Annotated in this window: 18 protein-coding genes and 1 pseudogene; 8 read left to right on the top strand and 11 right to left on the bottom strand. The window is 32.6% G+C overall.

The genetic code is table 11. The features are described 5' to 3' along the window. Positions 1–649: 649 nt before the first annotated feature. Complete coding sequence (locus tag HMPREF3267_RS12870) at positions 650–904, top strand: hypothetical protein (RefSeq protein WP_335682235.1); 255 nt, start codon at positions 650–652, stop codon at positions 902–904. Between the two features lie 21 nt (positions 905–925). Then, positions 926–1,102 (top strand): YolD-like family protein, encoded by a 177-nt coding sequence (locus HMPREF3267_RS12875; RefSeq protein ID WP_230580322.1) that lies wholly within the window; start codon positions 926–928, stop codon positions 1,100–1,102. 453 nt (positions 1,103–1,555) lie between these two features. On the opposite strand, the gene HMPREF3267_RS07655 is transcribed toward HMPREF3267_RS12875, so the two are convergent. Further along, positions 1,556–1,891 carry a hypothetical protein gene (locus HMPREF3267_RS07655; RefSeq protein ID WP_037546031.1) on the bottom strand — a complete coding sequence of 112 codons (336 nt, stop codon included), beginning with the start codon at positions 1,889–1,891 and terminating at the stop codon, positions 1,556–1,558. Positions 1,892–1,896: 5 nt separating this feature from the next. Beyond that, positions 1,897–3,090, bottom strand: a complete 1,194-nt coding sequence (locus HMPREF3267_RS07660) for a hypothetical protein (protein ID WP_062077459.1) — start codon at positions 3,088–3,090, stop codon at positions 1,897–1,899. 26 nt (positions 3,091–3,116) lie between these two features. Between HMPREF3267_RS07660 and HMPREF3267_RS07665 the strand changes: the two genes are divergently transcribed. Further along, a complete protein-coding gene (locus HMPREF3267_RS07665; protein ID WP_062077461.1) occupies positions 3,117–3,518 on the top strand; it encodes a DUF1433 domain-containing protein in 402 nt (133 codons plus the stop codon). A gap of 395 nt (positions 3,519–3,913) precedes the next feature. Here HMPREF3267_RS07665 and HMPREF3267_RS07670 read toward each other — a convergent pair whose 3' ends face one another. The 3 genes from HMPREF3267_RS07670 to HMPREF3267_RS07675 all read right to left on the bottom strand — a co-directional run bounded on the left by HMPREF3267_RS07670 (position 3,914) and on the right by HMPREF3267_RS07675 (position 5,511). Continuing rightward, a complete protein-coding gene (locus HMPREF3267_RS07670) occupies positions 3,914–4,099 on the bottom strand; it encodes a hypothetical protein (protein WP_002459476.1) in 186 nt (61 codons plus the stop codon). A 137-nt stretch (positions 4,100–4,236) separates the two neighbouring features. Further along, entirely contained in the window at positions 4,237–4,338 is a 102-nt protein-coding gene (locus HMPREF3267_RS12750) for an SAR1012 family small protein (RefSeq protein ID WP_237450153.1), read from the bottom strand. A gap of 234 nt (positions 4,339–4,572) precedes the next feature. Beyond that, positions 4,573–5,511 carry a 1,4-dihydroxy-2-naphthoate polyprenyltransferase gene (locus HMPREF3267_RS07675; RefSeq protein WP_062077463.1) on the bottom strand — a complete coding sequence of 313 codons (939 nt, stop codon included), beginning with the start codon at positions 5,509–5,511 and terminating at the stop codon, positions 4,573–4,575. A 177-nt stretch (positions 5,512–5,688) separates the two neighbouring features. On the opposite strand from HMPREF3267_RS07675, the gene HMPREF3267_RS07680 reads away from it, so the two are divergent. From HMPREF3267_RS07680 to menB, 4 genes are read left to right on the top strand one after another with little or no spacing between them, the layout of a single operon-like run. Continuing rightward, positions 5,689–7,050, top strand: coding sequence for an isochorismate synthase (locus tag HMPREF3267_RS07680; RefSeq protein WP_062077465.1), 1,362 nt, complete (start codon positions 5,689–5,691; stop codon positions 7,048–7,050). Beyond that, positions 7,040–8,710, top strand: coding sequence for a 2-succinyl-5-enolpyruvyl-6-hydroxy-3-cyclohexene-1-carboxylic-acid synthase (menD, locus tag HMPREF3267_RS07685; protein ID WP_002492682.1), 1,671 nt, complete (start codon positions 7,040–7,042; stop codon positions 8,708–8,710). Before HMPREF3267_RS07680 ends, menD begins: the two co-directional genes overlap by 11 nt. Further along, entirely contained in the window at positions 8,697–9,500 is an 804-nt protein-coding gene (gene menH / locus HMPREF3267_RS07690) for a 2-succinyl-6-hydroxy-2,4-cyclohexadiene-1-carboxylate synthase (protein ID WP_002478395.1), read from the top strand. The genes menD and menH overlap by 14 nt, the downstream gene beginning before the upstream one ends. Beyond that, positions 9,493–10,311 (top strand): 1,4-dihydroxy-2-naphthoyl-CoA synthase, encoded by an 819-nt coding sequence (gene menB / locus HMPREF3267_RS07695; RefSeq protein ID WP_002459471.1) that lies wholly within the window; start codon positions 9,493–9,495, stop codon positions 10,309–10,311. Before menH ends, menB begins: the two co-directional genes overlap by 8 nt. A 119-nt stretch (positions 10,312–10,430) precedes the next feature. Here the strand turns inward: menB and HMPREF3267_RS07700 are convergent, their stop codons facing one another. Together HMPREF3267_RS07700 and HMPREF3267_RS07705 are read right to left on the bottom strand one after the other, a co-directional pair. Then, positions 10,431–11,594 carry an aminotransferase class I/II-fold pyridoxal phosphate-dependent enzyme gene (locus tag HMPREF3267_RS07700; RefSeq protein ID WP_062077467.1) on the bottom strand — a complete coding sequence of 388 codons (1,164 nt, stop codon included), beginning with the start codon at positions 11,592–11,594 and terminating at the stop codon, positions 10,431–10,433. A 122-nt stretch (positions 11,595–11,716) separates the two neighbouring features. Then, a complete protein-coding gene (locus HMPREF3267_RS07705; RefSeq protein ID WP_002478392.1) occupies positions 11,717–12,724 on the bottom strand; it encodes an acyltransferase family protein in 1,008 nt (335 codons plus the stop codon). A 156-nt stretch (positions 12,725–12,880) separates the two neighbouring features. On the opposite strand from HMPREF3267_RS07705, the gene HMPREF3267_RS07710 reads away from it, so the two are divergent. Continuing rightward, a complete protein-coding gene (locus HMPREF3267_RS07710) occupies positions 12,881–13,300 on the top strand; it encodes a MarR family transcriptional regulator (RefSeq protein ID WP_002459468.1) in 420 nt (139 codons plus the stop codon). 138 nt (positions 13,301–13,438) lie between these two features. Here the strand turns inward: HMPREF3267_RS07710 and HMPREF3267_RS07715 are convergent, their stop codons facing one another. The 4 genes and pseudogenes from HMPREF3267_RS07715 to HMPREF3267_RS07725 all read right to left on the bottom strand — a co-directional run bounded on the left by HMPREF3267_RS07715 (position 13,439) and on the right by HMPREF3267_RS07725 (position 18,840). Continuing rightward, entirely contained in the window at positions 13,439–17,275 is a 3,837-nt protein-coding gene (locus HMPREF3267_RS07715; RefSeq protein ID WP_070823859.1) for a GW dipeptide domain-containing protein, read from the bottom strand. 225 nt (positions 17,276–17,500) lie between these two features. Further along, positions 17,501–17,929 (bottom strand): GNAT family N-acetyltransferase, encoded by a 429-nt coding sequence (locus tag HMPREF3267_RS07720; protein ID WP_002478389.1) that lies wholly within the window; start codon positions 17,927–17,929, stop codon positions 17,501–17,503. Between the two features lie 110 nt (positions 17,930–18,039). Beyond that, positions 18,040–18,135 (bottom strand): annotated as a pseudogene (locus HMPREF3267_RS12755) (IS200/IS605 family transposase); the annotation flags it as partial. Between the two features lie 234 nt (positions 18,136–18,369). Further along, complete coding sequence (locus HMPREF3267_RS07725; RefSeq protein WP_002459465.1) at positions 18,370–18,840, bottom strand: DUF2538 family protein; 471 nt, start codon at positions 18,838–18,840, stop codon at positions 18,370–18,372. Between the last annotated feature and the right edge of the window lie 11 nt (positions 18,841–18,851).

An 18,851-nucleotide genomic window follows, 5' to 3' on the forward strand; every position in this document is an offset into this window, starting at 1 on the left:
TTATATTATACGGAAAACTTTCGTTATTTGCAATTTTTAACGCGAAAAACTTTCGTATAATGCTTGGCTATTTTTGTAAGACTATGATATCATTGCTTACGTAAAACGAAAGTAGGTGAAAATGATGTTAATTAATACTAAACTTCTCAAATCTAAAATGGCATTAAAGGACTTTAATATTAAAACGTTATCGCTGAGATTGGTGTTAATAGAGATACATTATCTAATGTAATACATGGTAAAAATAGACCATCATATTCAGTTATTAACGGTATTTATTTCGCCCTAGAATTGACACCACAAGAGGGGAGAGATATTTTTTTAGCCAAGACTTACGTAAAAAGAAAGTTTAGTTTTATATTCAAAATTCGAGGTGAATAAGGATGAAGTTTCTAATTAAAATAACGCTCTTTTTTAAATCACAATATTAATATTTTTGGAGTGAAAATTGATGTAAGTGAAAGATAAGATAAAAACTTTAATTGAACTTATTGATGGATTACCTAAATACGAGTGGGACAGAATTGTAGATGATATAAACAGAGAATACAGCCACAAAACTGTCAAAGTGAAGCTTGAGAGTAGTAGCTGTGAAAGGATAAAAAAATTACTTTGTTTATACTTGGATGAAACTAGGATGTATACGGTAATGAGTATCATCAACTTCAATATTGATGTAATCATAATCGAAAAGAGAACGGGGTTATTTTTTATTTATAAAATCGAACTTATGTTCCGTTATAGCAACCGGGGTGTTAATATGATTCCGGATAAATATAGAGATGAAAAAGATTATCGTAAAATACCTAGACAGTATTTAGAACCTAATATTCCAAAAGGGAGAGGGTCGGTTAAGTGGCAACCATTTGCTACGATACCTGAACAATATGAACGTATCGCTTAACATATGCAAGACTAGAATAAGATAGATAAACCATATTTAAGTGAAGATCAATTAAACGAATTAAACTATCGACTCGTTTATAAAATGTTTCACAATCCAGAATGTAGTGTGAGATATTTTGACAATGGATATATCAAAGAGTTACACGGTGTCATACACACTGTTAAAGATAGAGAATTATTTATGTTGATGAAGTAGATTAGAAGAATTAAAACGTTGGATTTAATTTTATTAGTTGGTTATATTTTTTATATAGACCAGCTAGTGAAGAAAGAGAAAAGTTACAAAAATCATATGGGTCTGGAATTAGAATCAGAAACTTTTTTGACCATAACTATCAAGAAGACGGGAAAACGCATATTATGTTGTATTTAGGAGCTATAGCTGTATTTATAGTAGTAATTGTAATAGCTTTTGCAATTATAAAAAATTGGGGACATTTTTTCTCGGCTTATATTCAAATATGCCTTTCGGTTGTCTTCATATTATTATCAAATGTAGGTATGGTTAATAATTTTATAGCAACTTTAATATTAGAATCCTTATTTATTGCATTTATAGTCTGGGCTTGTTTGGTAAAAGATATTAGATGATATTGGAAATTTTGAGTAGTTAAATAAAACATACATGCTACAGAAGAACATAATAATATTAAAACCAACCATCATATGTTTTGCAACTTTTTATACAATCATCAATACTTGTGCCATCATCGACGATTTTTGAATGATAACGCTCCATAGTTTTAACCATCACATCGGCAGTTTTACCTTCAAAACCAAAAATCAATTGACCTTTTAAATGGAATATTGCTTCAATCAAATCATGAAAGTCATCTGTATTATTTTCTAATGCTTCTTTTTCACGATTTATCATTGATTCTATCTCTGCTTTCATTTCGTACTTTAAAAAATCAAGTTGTTTATATTCAAAATCTTTACGGGCAGCTTCTTTCATTTCTTTTGCGACTTCTTCAAATATATTCAATACAATCACTCCTCAAATAAATGATACATCTCGCTTAATTCTCTATCTCGATTTTCCATAATTCTACCAGCTTCAACGATTTTATCAGCAAGTTGTTCTAATTGCTTTTTATGGCTATGTAAATCTTTCATGGTTTTATGGAATAGATTTTTATCATAAAAATCATATTTTCCTGTTTTGGTAAGTTCTTCCATATAATTTTCTATGTCATATGTATGGATATACTTATAATTCCCTGATAAAATCTTGTCTACGTATTTGTCTTCAATTTGTCGGGCACGTCTTTTAGAGTTGTCCTCATAATTTTCAAGTTCCCGGATTGCCTTGTCCATCTTTTTAAGGTCATGATGTAATTTTTCAGCAATTTGTTTTGCTTTATTAGAATCAACTTTTATTTTAACGTTATCGCCGCTAAAACTAAAATACTCTAGCCCATGTGCATGAATAGGATTATTTTCATCCAAAATTGTTTTACGCTTAACATCTGCAACAAAAATATTCATCCCAATTTGTGTTTGAAATAAAGAAGCCATACCAATCATATCTGAAGTATGTGTATAATCTATAATTTTTCTTTCAAATTTTTGTGCATCGAAGTTTTCTTTTATATGGTCAGGTAGAATATTAAAGCCGTTAGGTGCAGAAAAAGTTTTCGTCTGATCAAAATTATGCATTACAGCCATCACTTGAGCAATCGTACCGCCTAGACTATGTCCTGCACCATAAACATGTTTATAGTTTCCTTTTTTAAGTACTGCTGCTGTCCAAGCATTTGCTTCGTCAAATTGGGAATTTTTAACAGTATTATAGGGAAATTCATGACGAATGGTTTTTTTGGATAAATCTTGATATTCATCATAAAATTTGACATCTTTGGGGTTAGTTTTAATTTGATCATCGAAGATTCCAGATAATCCAAGTTTAACATCCGTCCCTATATCGGCAGGTTCTTTAGGTTCAGTACCTGCATAAACCATGTAAACCGTATCATTATCTACTTTGCCTTTACTATCTATAGGCGATACAGCCATCGCTTGAAATCCGTTCGCTTTATCGATGCGCGAAGCTTGAATTTTAAAATTTTGAGTAGTTCCATCAGAATTTTTAATCTTATTTTTATTTTTACTGAATTTTTTTGTATCATAAGAGTTGCCAGCAAGTCTATAATATGTGTTATCTTTATTATGTAAAGCAGTCATAAATTCACCTCAAAGGGATTGATTTTTTGAATAAAAAAATATTTTTAGCAGTTATTATATTAATTAGTATAGTATTAATCATAGGAGGCGTCTATTTAAAAATGAAATATGATGAAAAAAAAGAAAAAGAACAACAATATTATAACGAACAAAAAGAAAGAATAATTTTGTATATGAAATATAATGTCAAAAATTTCAAAAATATCGAATTTATAGAAATGAAAAAGAATCCAATGGATGGCTATGACATTGATGGTTATATCAATAATGATAAAGATTTATCATTTAGTGTGGGTATAAGATCTTTAGATGATTTTCAATTTGATGGAGATATAGCATGTTCTGACAAATTAGATAAATTATTTATAAAAAATCCGAAACCTGTATCTGAAATAAAGAAAGAACAAAACAAAAAAGAGGATAAGTAAATCAAAGTTGTAACTAAGTGACATTTTAAGTGATGTTTTTACGCTGAGATATGTTCTTTGTTGCAGTGAGAAAGGATATTTGTATATTATTGACTTATATATCAGGTAATTCATTTTTATCTTCTATGCTAACAGCAACAACCACTATTATAATATTTTTTATTGTTAATAAATGGGGAAGAAAATCATAGAAAAGAGAAAGTAAAACCGTGCTCATTTGAGCGTAGTTTTTTATACAAAACAAGGAACGTTCCCTACAGCTTATAATGACTGGTGTTATAGTATTTTAAAATACACTCCGTTTCCGTAATATCATTAACCCCATTAAATCAACGTTTAATTCACGTGATTTAATGGAGTTTTGTTTGTGACTTTTAAAAATTCACTACCTAACTTTATTTGTTCTTTTTATCAGATTTTTTTCCATCCAATTGTTTATCTACATCTTTATCTCGATGCTTATCTTTAATCTCTTTTTTATCATTGCGTTTATCTGCACTTTCTTTCTCTGTCTTTTCGGCATGACCACAAGCGCCTAGTACGAGTGTACTTGCAAGTAAAATTCCAAAGAACTTTTTCATATGTGTTCCTCCTAAAATTTGATTGACAGCAGTATTTCAACAATATTCTGAAAAAAGTTGCACTTCAACCTATAAGTTAACAATATTAAGAGTTGAAATCATCTTAAGAGATGGTGTTATAAAAATGCAACTATAAGTTATTGTTGTTTGGATGATTTACTGTCAATTTTATCTTTAATAAATTTAATAATATAACCTGTGATAATCGCTTTTATTACGCGTTTTAGAAAGTTTTTCATGTATTTACTCCTCTAATTTGAATTAGTCTATACATATTTATACCCATTTAGCATAAAAATAAAGCTTACATGTTTGAGTTGAGCAGTAAACTTTAAAACTATTTCCTTTTATTTTTAATAAAAGAATGTGTGGTTTTTAATTATTGTTATATGAATTAAAAAATAATAAAAAGACGGGTATTTAGTCTACATCGACTTTAATACTCGCCTTATAAAGCTTACATGATTTATTGTTTATAGCGCACCGCCTAAAGCACTTAAATAGATAGCTATTGCATACAGTACACCGAAAAATGTATTGGCTTTGCCAGTAGCTACCATAGCTGGCATCATAGTTTCAGGTGTATCGTTTTTATTAAAACGACGTACAGCTTTGACTGGCATAGGGAAAGATAAAATGGGTAATAGATAAAGTAATGAGCCTTGTGGTTTAAATAGAGCAGTATAAATCACAATAAGATATGCAATGACATATAAAATGGCCATGAGTGTGATGGATGCTTTTTTACCTAGTAAAATTGGCAAAGTTTTACGTCCACTTTCTTTATCTTTTACTCGATCACGTATATTGTTTGCCATATTAATAAGTCCTATTGTTATAACTATAGGTATACTCACCCAAACAGCATAGCCTTGTATATTACCTGTTTGGATAAAAAATGATAATAAAATGATAATCATACCCATAAATATACCTGAAAACAATTCTCCTAACGGTGTCCAAGAAATCGGTATTGGACCTCCAGTATATAAATAGCCTACTGCCATACAAACTAAGCCGACAGGAATAATCCAGAAGGAACTTTGTATAGCTAAGAATATACCGAGTAATGCCGCAATAATATAAAATGCAACCGCAAGTTGCATGACGGATTTCGGACTCATACCATTGCGAACAATAGCGCCTCCAATACCTACAGAATTGTGGTCATCTAAACCTTTTTTGAAATCATAGTATTCGTTAAACATGTTTGTAGCTGCTTGTATTAATAAACAAGCTAGTAACATAGCTAAAAATAAACTAAATTTAAATTGGTCTTTGCTACCTAATAGAAAAAGTTTCGAAGCAGCACTCCCAACTAATACAGGAACTACTGCCGCTGTTAGAGTATGAGGTCGCATAAGCTGCCAATATTTATTGACAGTTGAGTATTGAGAATATTTATTTGACATAATAGATGATACCTCTTAAAAAGATTTATTTTATTATAGATATTTTAAAGGAATCGTACATAAAGGTCAATTAACGAAGAAAATGATATGTTTATTTAAGCAATTAGCCATACAGGTAACTTTAAAAATGATACAATAATGTAATGAATAAATATAGATATGAAAGAAGTGAAATGAATGGCTGCGAATCTTTTAGAAGACGAAATTAATCATGTGTTATATTCGAGTAATAAAGATTGGGTGTCAGTAGAGACAAAGTTACATCGTGAGCTTAATCCAAGTGAATTACTTCAACTAACTGAAGCACAAGCGGGAGATCGTTTTTACTTACGTTTAAATGATAATAAGTCTTCGTTTTTCGGCTATCATGCAATTCAAAAATTTCAAAATAACTTTGATAATAAACAGAATATATTTCGAGAATGGGAAAAATTCAAACATGATATTGAGTTGATTTATCCAGAAACGGATAAACATCATTTAAGGATTTGCGGTGGATTTCAATTTTCCAGTCATAAGTCAGATGATGAATGGCGCGAGTTTAGTATTAATCATTTTATAGTCCCTGAAGTGTTAATTTCAAGGGATGAAGAAGGTACTGTACTAACTTATACGACAAAACGGCTATCTTTCGATATGTCCCGTTTCGAAGAGATCATTGATTATTTTGAACATGCAGATATCACTTTAGACGATGATGAAATTTTAAATGTTACTAAAATGGAAGATATTTATAAAGATGAATGGCGGGACTTGGTTCAAGAGACCATTGACTACATAGATGTGCACAAAAAAATTGTTTTAGCACGACGGAGACTAGTGAAATTTGCTAATAACATTAATATTGCACATGTGCTTGAGCGTGCAATGGCTAATGAAAGAAATAGTTATATTTTTCTTATCGAGTCTAATGAATCCATTTTCATTTCACAAACGCCGGAACAATTATTTAAAGTTGAGAATCATGTTTTATCAACTAAAGCAGTTGCCGGAACGATTAAACGTACACATGAAGAAGCAGAAGATAAAGCAAATGTTGAAGCATTTTTAAATGATCGTAAAAATTTAGATGAACATCGTTTTGTTGTTAATAGCATTTTAAATGATATTGAACCATATGTAACGCAGGTGGATTATAACAAAACACCTAATATTTTAAAAAATGACCACTTATATCATTTATATACTCAAATTACAGGCAAATTAAATGATAAACCTTACAGTGATTTAATTGACTTTATGCATCCTACTCCAGCACTAGGAGGATATCCTAAGGAAGAAGCTTTACACTATATAGAACAAAAAGAGTTTGGTACGCGAGGACTTTATGGTTCACCGGTTGGCTTTATTGATGTATATAATGATTGCGAATTTATAGTTGCCATTCGATCAATGCTTGTGAAACAAAATCAAGCTACTTTATTTGCTGGTTGTGGCATTGTTAAAGAATCTAATCCTGATAGTGAAGTGGCTGAAACGGCAGTTAAATTCTTACCGATGATGAATGCATTAGGAGTTGTGAATAAGAATGAATCATAGAGAAGCATTAACATTACAAGTGTTTACGTTTGCGTCTGAACTATTTGCTTATGGTGTGAGAGAAGTAGTGATTAGTCCGGGATCAAGGTCAACGCCGTTAGCAATTGCTTTTGAAGCTCATCCAGATATCAAAACTTGGATACATCCTGATGAACGTAGTGCTGCCTTTTTTGCTTTAGGTTTAATAAAAGGTAGTGAAAGACCAGTAGCTATACTATGTACTTCTGGAACAGCAGCAGCAAATTACACACCAGCAATTGCAGAGAGTCAAATTAGTCGTTTACCATTGATTGTGTTAACGAGTGATCGACCACATGAATTAAGGAGTGTGGGTGCACCGCAGGCTATTAATCAAGCACAAATGTTTAACAATTATGTTAAATATCAATTTGACATGCCAGTTGCAGATGATACAGCATTTACACTTGATACAGTACATTATCAAATGCAAATAGCAAGTAATTATTTATATGGACCACATAGAGGGCCAATACATTTTAACTTGCCATTTCGAGAGCCGTTGACACCTAATTTAGAATGTACAGAATATTTAACTTCTGAAGATAAAGCTTTACCACATTATACTAAGACGATGGATATTCAATCATTACAACCTATGTTACAACAATTAAAAGGACTTATTATTGTTGGTGATATGCAGCATCAAAAAGTAAATGCAATATTAACATATGCAGAACGTTATGATATTCCAGTTCTGGCCGATCCAATTAGTCAGCTACGTCAATACCATCATCCCAATGTAATAACGACGTATGATTTGTTATTTAGGTCAGGGTTTGAACCTGATGTAGATTTTGTTATTCGAGTAGGAAAACCAGTTATATCTAAAAAGTTAAATCAATGGTTACAAAGCACGAAGGCTCAGCAAATTTTAGTTCAAAATAATGATCAAATTGACGTCTATCCAAAAGTACCTAATCAAGCTATTGAAATGTCTGCAAATGACTTTTTTGCGATGTGTCAACAAGCAGAATGGGTTGATCGAAGTACTTGGTTAAAACAATGGCAACAGCTTGAACAGCAAGCCCGTGAACATATTGTTGACCATGTTATGCAAGCAACGGATGATACGGCATATGTATATGAATTACTAAATAAATTGACTCATAAAGATAAACTTTTTGTGAGTAACAGTATGCCGATTAGAGATGTGGATAATTTACTTTTCAATTGCGAAGCGGAAGTATATGCAAATCGAGGTGCTAACGGTATTGATGGTGTTATTTCTACTGCACTAGGTATGGCAGTTCACCAACATGTAACATTATTGATTGGAGATTTAGCATTTTATCATGATATGAATGGTTTATTGATGGCAAAATTGAATGATATTCATCTTAATATTGTCATAATTAATAATAATGGTGGCGGCATCTTTTCATTTTTACCACAAAAGGAAAGTGCAGCTCACTATTTTGAACGATTATTTGGTACGCCAACGGGATTAGATTTTTCATATACTGCACAACTTTATGACTTTCAGTTTGAACGCTTTAATTCAGTGCGAGATTTCCAATCACAATCATTAAATCAGCACTCGCGCACAATCTATGAAATTCAAACTGAACGTGAAGATAATAGACAGCAGCATCAGAAGCTGTATCAAAGGTTGAGTGAATTAAAAGATGTTACATTATAATTTTTATCAAGCAAAGCAATCTTCAGAGCAATTAATCGTATTACTTCATGGCTTTATTAGCGATAGTCGCACGTTTGATCCATACATTGAAATGTTTACTTCAGAAGTGAATGTTGTGACGATTGATTTACCAGGACATGGGAACGATACAAGTAATAGTAAACTGACATGGGATTTTTCTTTCATTACACAAGCCATAGACGAGGTTTTAGCGCATTTTAGTGATAAGAAGGTATATTTGCTTGGCTATTCCATGGGTGGGCGTGTCGCGCTTTATTATGCGTTATATGGACAATGTAGATTATCGGGATTGATACTTGAAAGTACATCACCAGGCATACATCAAGCCGATGAACGTTTAGAACGCCAACAAATAGATGCTGCACGTGCTAAAGTGTTAGATATTGCGGGTCTAGAGGTGTTTGTAAATGACTGGGAGAAATTACCATTATTTTATACTCAGCGTGACTTAGACAGATCAGTGCGACAAAATATACGTCATTTAAGATTGGATCAAAATCCAACGCGACTCGCTCAGGCTTTAAGAGATTATGGCACTGGAAAGATGCCTAATTTATGGGAAGCGATTAGCAGTTTACATATGCCTACGTTGATTATGGCAGGGGAGCTAGATGTTAAATTTGTTAATATTGCTAGACAAATGACTGATTTAATGGGTACTAGTCAACAAGCTGTCGTGCCTAATGTTGGGCATACAATTCATGTGGAAGATAAAACAGAATTTGGTACAATAGTACTAGCTTTTTTAAAGGAGGAGCAAAATGACTAGACAGTGGGAAACACTTAGAGAATATGATGAAATTAAATATGAATTTTTCGAAGGAATTGCTAAGGTAACAATTAATAGACCAGAAGTGCGTAATGCTTTTACGCCTAAAACAGTTGCTGAAATGATTGATGCATTTAGTCGCGCGCGTGATGATCAAAATATTTCAGTTATCATCTTAACTGGTGAAGGTGATAAAGCCTTTTGTTCAGGTGGTGACCAAAAGAAACGTGGACATGGTGGTTATGTAGGTGAAGACCAAATCCCTCGTTTAAATGTGTTAGATTTGCAACGTTTAATTCGTGTCATTCCTAAACCAGTCATTGCAATGGTTAGAGGTTATGCTATTGGTGGAGGTAACGTGTTAAATGTGGTTTGTGATTTAACAATCGCAGCTGATAATGCCATCTTTGGACAAACAGGACCTAAAGTAGGTTCATTTGATGCTGGTTATGGCTCAGGTTACTTAGCAAGAATCGTTGGACATAAAAAAGCACGTGAAATTTGGTACTTATGTCGTCAATATAATGCTCAAGAAGCATTAGACATGGGCTTAGTTAACACAGTTGTGCCTTTAGACCAAGTTGAGGATGAAACGGTTCAATGGTGTAAAGAAATTATGAAACACTCACCAACAGCTTTGCGTTTCTTAAAAGCTGCAATGAATGCAGATACTGATGGCTTAGCTGGTTTACAACAAATGGCTGGGGATGCTACATTACTTTATTACACAACTGATGAAGCGAAAGAAGGTCGTGACGCGTTTAAAGAAAAACGTGACCCAGATTTCGATCAATTTCCTAAATTCCCATAAGAAATTTAATGTATATATAAATTAATGACGATTAAAGGACACTTAAAGTGTATTGTTTAGACTAATTAGTATGGTACGTCTAACATTGCTTATTAAGTGTCCTTTTAACTTTTATATACTCAATTATAATTATTTGTTAAAAATTGTTTTAATCGACGCATGCCTTCTTGTAACACAGGCATATCGTATGCATAAGAAATACGTATATGGCCTTTGCCTATATCTGTAAAAGATGAACCCGGCACGATTGCGACGTGTGCTTCCTCTAACAAGCGTACACAAAAATTAAAATCATCATCAGTGAATGCTTTAATACTTGGGAAAATGTAAAATGCGCCTTCAGGTTGCGCATTCAACTCAAATCCCATCTCAGTCAATGATTTAAGTAAATAATCACGACGTGTGATATAAGCTTCATTCATATATTGAGGGGCTTTTAACCCTTCGTTTAACGCAGCTATACAAGCATATTGTGCCGGAACATTAGCGCAAATACAATTATAGGCGTGCATAAACGTCAATTTTTCAATTAAGTAAGCAGGGCCAAGCAAAAAACCAATTCTAATACCAGTAGCAGAATGGGATTTGCTAAGACCTCCGATTAATAATAATTGATTTCTAATTGCTTCAAATTCAGCAAAAGACGTGTGATATCCTTTAAATGTATTTTCAGCATAGATTTCATCACTTATGATGAAAATAGGATATTTTTTCAACGTATTAACAAGTGCGTACACTTCATCTCGACTTAAAATAACGCCAGTAGGGTTAGTCGGATAATTTAATAAAATGACCTTTGTTTTATCCGTAATATGTGCTTCTATTTGTTCGGGTGTAACCTTAAACTGACTTTTAGTTGTGTCGATATAAACTGGAACACCTCCTAATGTTTCAACTAAAGGAATGTATCCAGCATAGATAGGACCAGGAATTAATACTTCATCTCCAGGTTCGATGATGCTGCGCAAGGATGTATCAAGCGCTTCACTTGCACCATTTGTAATAATAATTTCTTCTTCTGGATTATAAATAAAATGATATTTATCGTTGAAATACTGACTAATTGCCTTACGTGCTTCTAATAACCCTTTGTTATGTGAATAGCTAGTATGGTCTAATTCAATTGCCTTAATATAAGCTTGTTTCACACTATCCGGCATTGGGAAGTCAGGTTGACCTATAGTCAAATTCACGCAATCATCAATATCTTTCATACGATTTGAAAATTGTCGTATGCTGGGCGCTCGCAAATAGGTAGAATTTGAATTTAATGATAACTTCATATTTACACCTCTAAAAAAACCAAATTATAGTTGCTATGCGAATGATAGTTTAAATTATTTCTATCATACCATAGATAAAGACTATAATTTGGCAATTTACTTAATATTTTAAATTTTCACAATTAATCTTTAAAAGCTGAAGGTTTTTTTAAATGAATTAATGGATTCACAAATTTGCATATGGGTTTGCTGGATAACACTAAGACGATGATTGCAGACAAGCCAAATAAATAAAGATACGTATATATGTTAACAGGTTCTTGGAATGGGAATAGTTTATAACCACGTACAACCCCAATAACTAAGCCATGTAATAGATACACTTGCATCGTGCGTCTACCGATATATGTGAGTTTGACATTATGTTTTGGTACTAAAATTAAAAATGACAACATCGTAGTTAAGATAATCACATACAATAACAATCGTTTAAGTGGACTGTAAACGTCATTTGGATGCTCACCTACAGATGTATATGCGCTGCTGCCTAATAACCAATCGGCGTTAATAGGATGAAGTACATAGCCTACAAAGAACAAACATAAAATAATTATAGATATCGGTATTAACTTTTTATTTCTTAATAATTTAGTATTTTTCTTAGTCATTAAGTATCCTAAATAAAAAATTGGAAAGAATACAATCGTTCTTGAAATACTTAAATATTCACCAATATTATTAGAATAACCAGCTAATAAAGATACAACTAATGAAATAGTTAGCACATATACTGGTTTGTAATTTTTAACGATGACTAGAATGACATGAAAGAAAAATAGTGTTAATAGAAACCATAGCGCAAAAACAGGATTAAATGGATCTAAATGAATGGCATCTTCTTTACCAGTTAAATAATAATAAATTGAGAAAAAAGCAAAGAATAAAGCGTAAGGAACAATTAGTTTTTTGGCTACTTTTTCTAAATAGTTGGGTTGCTCAATATTTTTGGCAAAATACCCAGAAATAAAAAGAAAAGTTGGCATATGGAAACTATAGATTAATAAATACAATGCGGACAAATATTTATCTTCAGACGTATAAGACACTAATAAATGTCCCAACACGACAAGAAAGATTAATATGGCACGTGCATTATCAAAAAAGTAGTCTCTCTCTTTTAATGTGGACATTTATGTTATAACTCCTTTTATATGTTAACTGTATCTAATTTATTATATTTAATGACAGAAATGCAACGAATTTAATCATTTTGTCGAATAGTATTGTATATTTTTCCAATAAATCTTATAATATTATCAATTAAATAATAGTGGAGTAGAACAACAATGTACAAACAACTAGAAAATCTTATTACACTTACCAACAACGACTTGAACTTAGTGAACAGACGATTTGGCCAAAGAACAGATATTACGGCCGACCAATTAGAATTATTACGTATTTTATACAATTATGACCGTTTATCGCAGTATGATTTAACGATGAAGATAAGTAGAGAACAGTCTATTGTATCGCGATGGATAAAAAAATTAGTGTCAAAAGGGTATATTATGAGTCAACAGTCACATGAAGACTTACGTTGTAAAGAATTAACCTTAACAAATGAAGCACGTGATTTAATTAAACAAATCAATACGGCACGATGCGAATTAATTGAAGCGCGTTGCCAATGCTTAACAGAGGAAGAGGTTGAAAGCTTAACACAATTACTAAATAAATTAAACAGTAGACATATTTATTTATAATTCTAATAATCATGTTATATGCAGAACGAGTTGATAAGACTGTGAGGTCTTATCAACTCGTTTTTGTGATTTTTACATTGAAGAAACAAACAGTGATACTTTTATGTGTATATGAAGTATCACTGTTTGCTTTAAATATTATTTATAAGTTGGAACATCGAAATATTTACCAGATTCGTGAATTGTATCGTAGAAATTTTTCATATTTTGTGCATTGACGCTTGCCCAAGTGACACCCGTAGCATATTGGTGTTTACCTGGATTTTCAGGATTCCATCTCATTTTATAAAGTGTGTTTTGTCCAGCTTTAACATAAGATTGTCCAATAAATTGAGCGCCACCAACAATTGCTTTTTCTACAGAGTCCCATCCAGCTTTTTTAGCATAAGTTATACCATCAAAAACAGGATTGCTGTCGTATGCTCCAATACCAAAGACGTTATGGTATTTAATTGCGGTTGTTGTGCTTAACTTACCATTGACAATATTAGCACCTTTAGCTAGTTGTGATTGACCACGTCCTGTTTCAAGTAAAGCATGTGAAATTAAATAAATTTCATTTAAGCCATATTGTTTAGCAGCTTGGCTGAATGCTTGACCTTGATTCTCTAATACACCGCAACCTTTTAATAAATTATTCAAACTAGCAACCGATAAGTACTGTGGTTGATCTAATTGTAAAAATTGATATTTTTGAACCGGATCATTAACAAATTTTGATGTGTCCATCGCACTTTTAACTTCTGCGAGTGTAGCATTACGCCATTTTGATGGACCAACATAAGATTGTGGCGGGTAAGGTAATGACATTTGTAATTGTGCTGCGGCATCTAAAGTCATACCTGTTGCTGAATATTTAATCAATTCTTGTGACAAGTCATTTTCATTTATCCAAGCAAATTGACCGTCGCTTAATTGACCATAATACCATTTCACACCATTCACCACTTGGTATTTTGCGACAACGAATGTTTGTTCATAATAAGGGCTTAATAAATGCTTTGTTTGCAAGCTTAAATCGTCATAGAAATAGCTATCCTTATTATTAATAACAAACGTATAATTATATGCTGTGTTTGAAGATAATGATGTTAAATCTCTTTCTGCAATCCAACCTAGCTTGTTATTAACACTACCATATAAATACTTAACGCCATCGATTGTGACTGATTTTGTCGCTTTAAATGTACGTTGTGCTAATGAATTTGCTTGTTCCAATTGTTGTTGCGTTGTACCCCAAGGGATTGAATATAAACCTTGGTTTTTACTGTTAACGCGATATTGATTTGTAACTCTATTTTCAGTTCCATAATTTTTAATATTAACATCTTTAATGTTATACCAACCGATAGGGGTATTTTGATTTTGATTTGTTAATAGTACATAAGTATTATTGCCAACTGTACGCTGTTTAGTGATAGTGAATGTTCGATTGCCATATTTAGCAGCATTTTTACCAGCTTTATCATAAACGCTTGTGCGAATGCCTGAATTATTTACTTTAACTTGGCCAATCTTATTCACAGTTTGTACAGCTGAAGCAGCTTTTTGTGTTGTTGAAGCCGTTGTTACTTTTGTTGTTGGTGTTGTTTTAACAGCTAATGTACGCACAGCTGTTTTAGCAGGTGTAGCAACATCGCTTTGTTTAATCCAGCCCCATTGATGATTGATTGAACCATGTAGGTATGTTTCTTTACCAACTGTTAATTGGTCATTTGAATTAAACTGACCGCCATTTTTAGGCGTTTTAGCAACAACTTGGTTGTCTTTGCTCCAAGGAACGTAATAAATATTGGCGTTACCTTTAACATTGTATTGTTTCTTAACTTTTGTTGGTGTGCTTTGAGCAATAGTCACTTGATCTGCTGGTACCCAGCCACGTGTAACATTACCGTTAAAATCTGCTAATAAATAATAAGTTTTATTATTTAATGTCGCTTTTTTATTGATTGAGAAAGTTCTTCCACTTAATAATGGATTTTCTTTAACTGTTTTATCATATACTGTTGTATAAGCGCCTTTAGTATCAGTTGATACTTGACCTAGCGTATTGGTTAAATTTGAAACATTTAATTTTTTAGAATTATCTGTTGATGGCTTTGTCGATGATGAATCATTGTTTATAGCAGATAAATATGCTTTACTAATCCAACCAGATTTACCATTCACTGTACCGTATAAATAAGTAGCTGTACTAATCATTTGTGATTTTGTTGCTTTAAATGTTTGGTTGCTTGAACCTGAAACTGTTCCAGCTACTTGACTTGGCGTACCCCAAGGAACAGTGTAAAATTTTGTGCCTGGTTTAACACTGTATGATTGATTAACTTTAACAGGGGATTTTGCCGTGTTATAAACCACGTCACCTTGTTTTACCCAACCAAATGTTTTACCAGTATTGTAATCATTAACTAAGTAAAATTTATCATTACCTAGAGTAGCTTGTTTAGTAACTGATAACGTTTTTTGTACTTGGTTTGTTTTCTTGCCTGTTTTATCATAAACAGTGACAAATAAACCACTATTTGATGGTTTAATTTGCGCCACACCAGAGTTCGTACTTACTTTAAGTTTTCCTGGATTTGTAGGTGTTGAAGGTTTTGATGGATCTGTTGAGCTTGATGTGCCCCAAGGTGCAACTTGCCCTGTTTTAATAAGATATTTTTCATTAATCAAGTCATATAGTTCCGCATAACTATAACCATGAGACTGTAAGTATGCATGTGGGTCAGTATGGTCTGTGCCACCTAGCCAATGACTTACAGCATAATGTGTCCATACCGTACCATTACCATCATTTTCAGCACTATCAGGTTTTAAACCATAATATTGAAGTTGTGTTGCTGCATAATCAGCATAGTTGTTCATCGAACGCGCAAATGAAGCATAGTCATGCGTATGCACAATTTCGACATTAATAAATCGATTGTTAGCATTTGGGCCTGCTCCCCAAGAAAGGTAATCTGTAGGTGCTGTTTCAACAATTCGATTACCGTCTACAAACGCATGTACAAATGCAGAGTTGTAGTTACGTTTCATGAAAGCAATTTCACCATCGATAGTAGAATTATCGTTTGCTGTATCATGCACCACAATGCCTTCAGGTTTTCCAACACCATTTCTATAGCCATATTTAGGGAAATAAGATGTATAATCTTCTTCAATTTTAGGTGCTTGTATATTATTTTTACGTATGTAATCATTAATTGAAGAATTAACTTGTGGCTTATATTTAGGTAATGATGATGTTGCTTTATATGTACTTACAGCTTTTCTAAATCCAGTAAAGCCAGATGTTGATTTAGCTGTTTGAGCTTTAGTTGCACTTGAGCCCATACCGCCAACGCGTCCTTGATAAGTAGTAACGCTATTAGACTGTTTTTGTGCAGTATTTTGAGTAGATACTGCTTTTTGATTTGTTGTCTCAACATTGTTTTGTGATTTTAGTGATGTATTTGCTGCTTGTGTAGCTTGTTGCTTTGTCGTTGTAGACACATTTGCATTAGCTTGCTGTTTTGTTTTGTTACTTTGTGCAGCATTTTGGTTATATGTTTGAGCATCTTGACGTGCTGTAGTTGTGGCAGCTTGTTGTTTTGCTTGTTCAGTTTGTTGTTGAGACGCTGTTTTAGTTTGTTGTTGATTTTTTGCATTTTGTTGCTGAGACGTCTGTGCATGAGTTTGGTCAGTTAACGTATCTAATTTAGCATCATATGTTTGACCTGACGTTGTATCTGATGATTTAACTAATGAAGGATTATGATAGGCTTGAACGCCTGATACATTTTGAGCTGCGTTAGATACAGCTTTTTTTGCCTTGTTTGCTTTAACGACATCATTTTGTTGATCAATCACATTTTTGTTTGTAGATTGATCTGTTGTTGACTCAGCTGCGTGAGCATGTTGTGCAGTTAATGTTGCTCCAAAAAGCGATAATGCAAGCATTGACGGCAATTTAAGATTGAATTTTTTCGTCATATTTCGTACTCCTTAATAATTGTTAAATACAATTTCATTATAAGGCTTCTCCTTATAAAAAAGATTAATTTAACGATTTTGTAAACTAAGTTTAATTTTACTTTTTAAAAAGAAATGATTAAATGACTTACAATGCGTTGTAGCAATGTTTCAAAGTTAATACTATTTATGTGAGAAAAAGCAGATATGTCATAATTTAGATGTTCCTGTAATCGAAACGTAATATTAATAAAGATATTTTTCCATTTTGATATGCTCAATTTGTTCTTCCATAAAGGGTTGACCTACTGTGGAATAGCCTAATAACTTATAAAAAGGTTTGGCATGTATTTGCGCATGTAATGTCACATAGCTATATCCTTGTTCATGGATAAATTGTTCGATAGCTAGCATCAATTTCTTACCTACACCCGTTCTGCGATATGATTTAATGACCGCAATGCGTTCAACTTTAACGGAAGTATTGTCGTTTCTAAACCGTCCACAGGCAATGGGTTTACCTTGATGATCATAACCAATGACATGTGTGCAATCGTCTTCAAACGCATCTAGTTCATGCGCTAAAGGAACACCTTGTTCTTCTACAAATACGGTTTTACGTATGTTAAAGCAATCAGTCAGCATTGCTTTATTTGTTACAATTTTAAATATCATCTTATCTCTCCTTTATGCATAAAATATTACCCCTTTGCTTATATGACTAATCTAAATATCAAATTTGCTTGTCTATCGAATATCATTAAACTGCTTTTACCTTTTAATTATCCAACAAATGTGGATACGCCTATTTTTGGCGAAAAAACGATGTGATACTTACAATGCCATTTTGTATGTGTGCAACTGTTTCTGCCAGATAACATGTTTATATTGGTTGACTGGATTGAAAATGCATTTATTACAAGCTTTTTTCAATCCTAGTCAACCTTGTGGAGGTGGGACTACGAATTCATAATGAATACTGTCCCGCTATCTTCTTTATATAAATAAAGAAGATCCTAAGACATAATGATTATGTTTAGGATCTTAACTAAGTGAATGATATTCCGCAACTTAATTTTTCTAGGAATACTGTCTCAGATTCATATATGTGTGTATTAAATTGCTTCTTTTCTAATAATAGCTGTATATTGCCAAAAAATTCTCATTTGGGCAATATTCCAATTATTCATTCCCATTGTGAAACCAGAAGGTCTAAAGATGGTAACATCTGTTACTTCTAGTGCAGCTGCTACAAGATATTGTAATGGAATACTTAAGTTTTTCATTGTTTCAGTAATACCATTTTCGTCGTAGACCCAAGAAAAGGGTAAATCTGATTCGAAGACATCTACTTTATCAAATATTTCTGGTAATGCAAGTATATAGCAGGCACCATCGACAACCGGGTTCTCAGCGCTGTGACTATAATAGACGAGTAAAGCCTCATAGTTTTCGCGATGTTCGTGATTGACATAAAAGAATTCATTTCTAAACAAAGCCATATCTTTACTATGGATAATTTGTTGTTCTAACATATTAAACATTCCATTAATATTGGCAATTTTTTCGTAAGTTTTACGAGACATTTAATGAACTC

Origin of the sequence: Staphylococcus sp. HMSC62D11 (genome assembly GCF_001839145.1) — a bacterium.
GTDB lineage: Bacteria > Bacillota > Bacilli > Staphylococcales > Staphylococcaceae > Staphylococcus > Staphylococcus lugdunensis.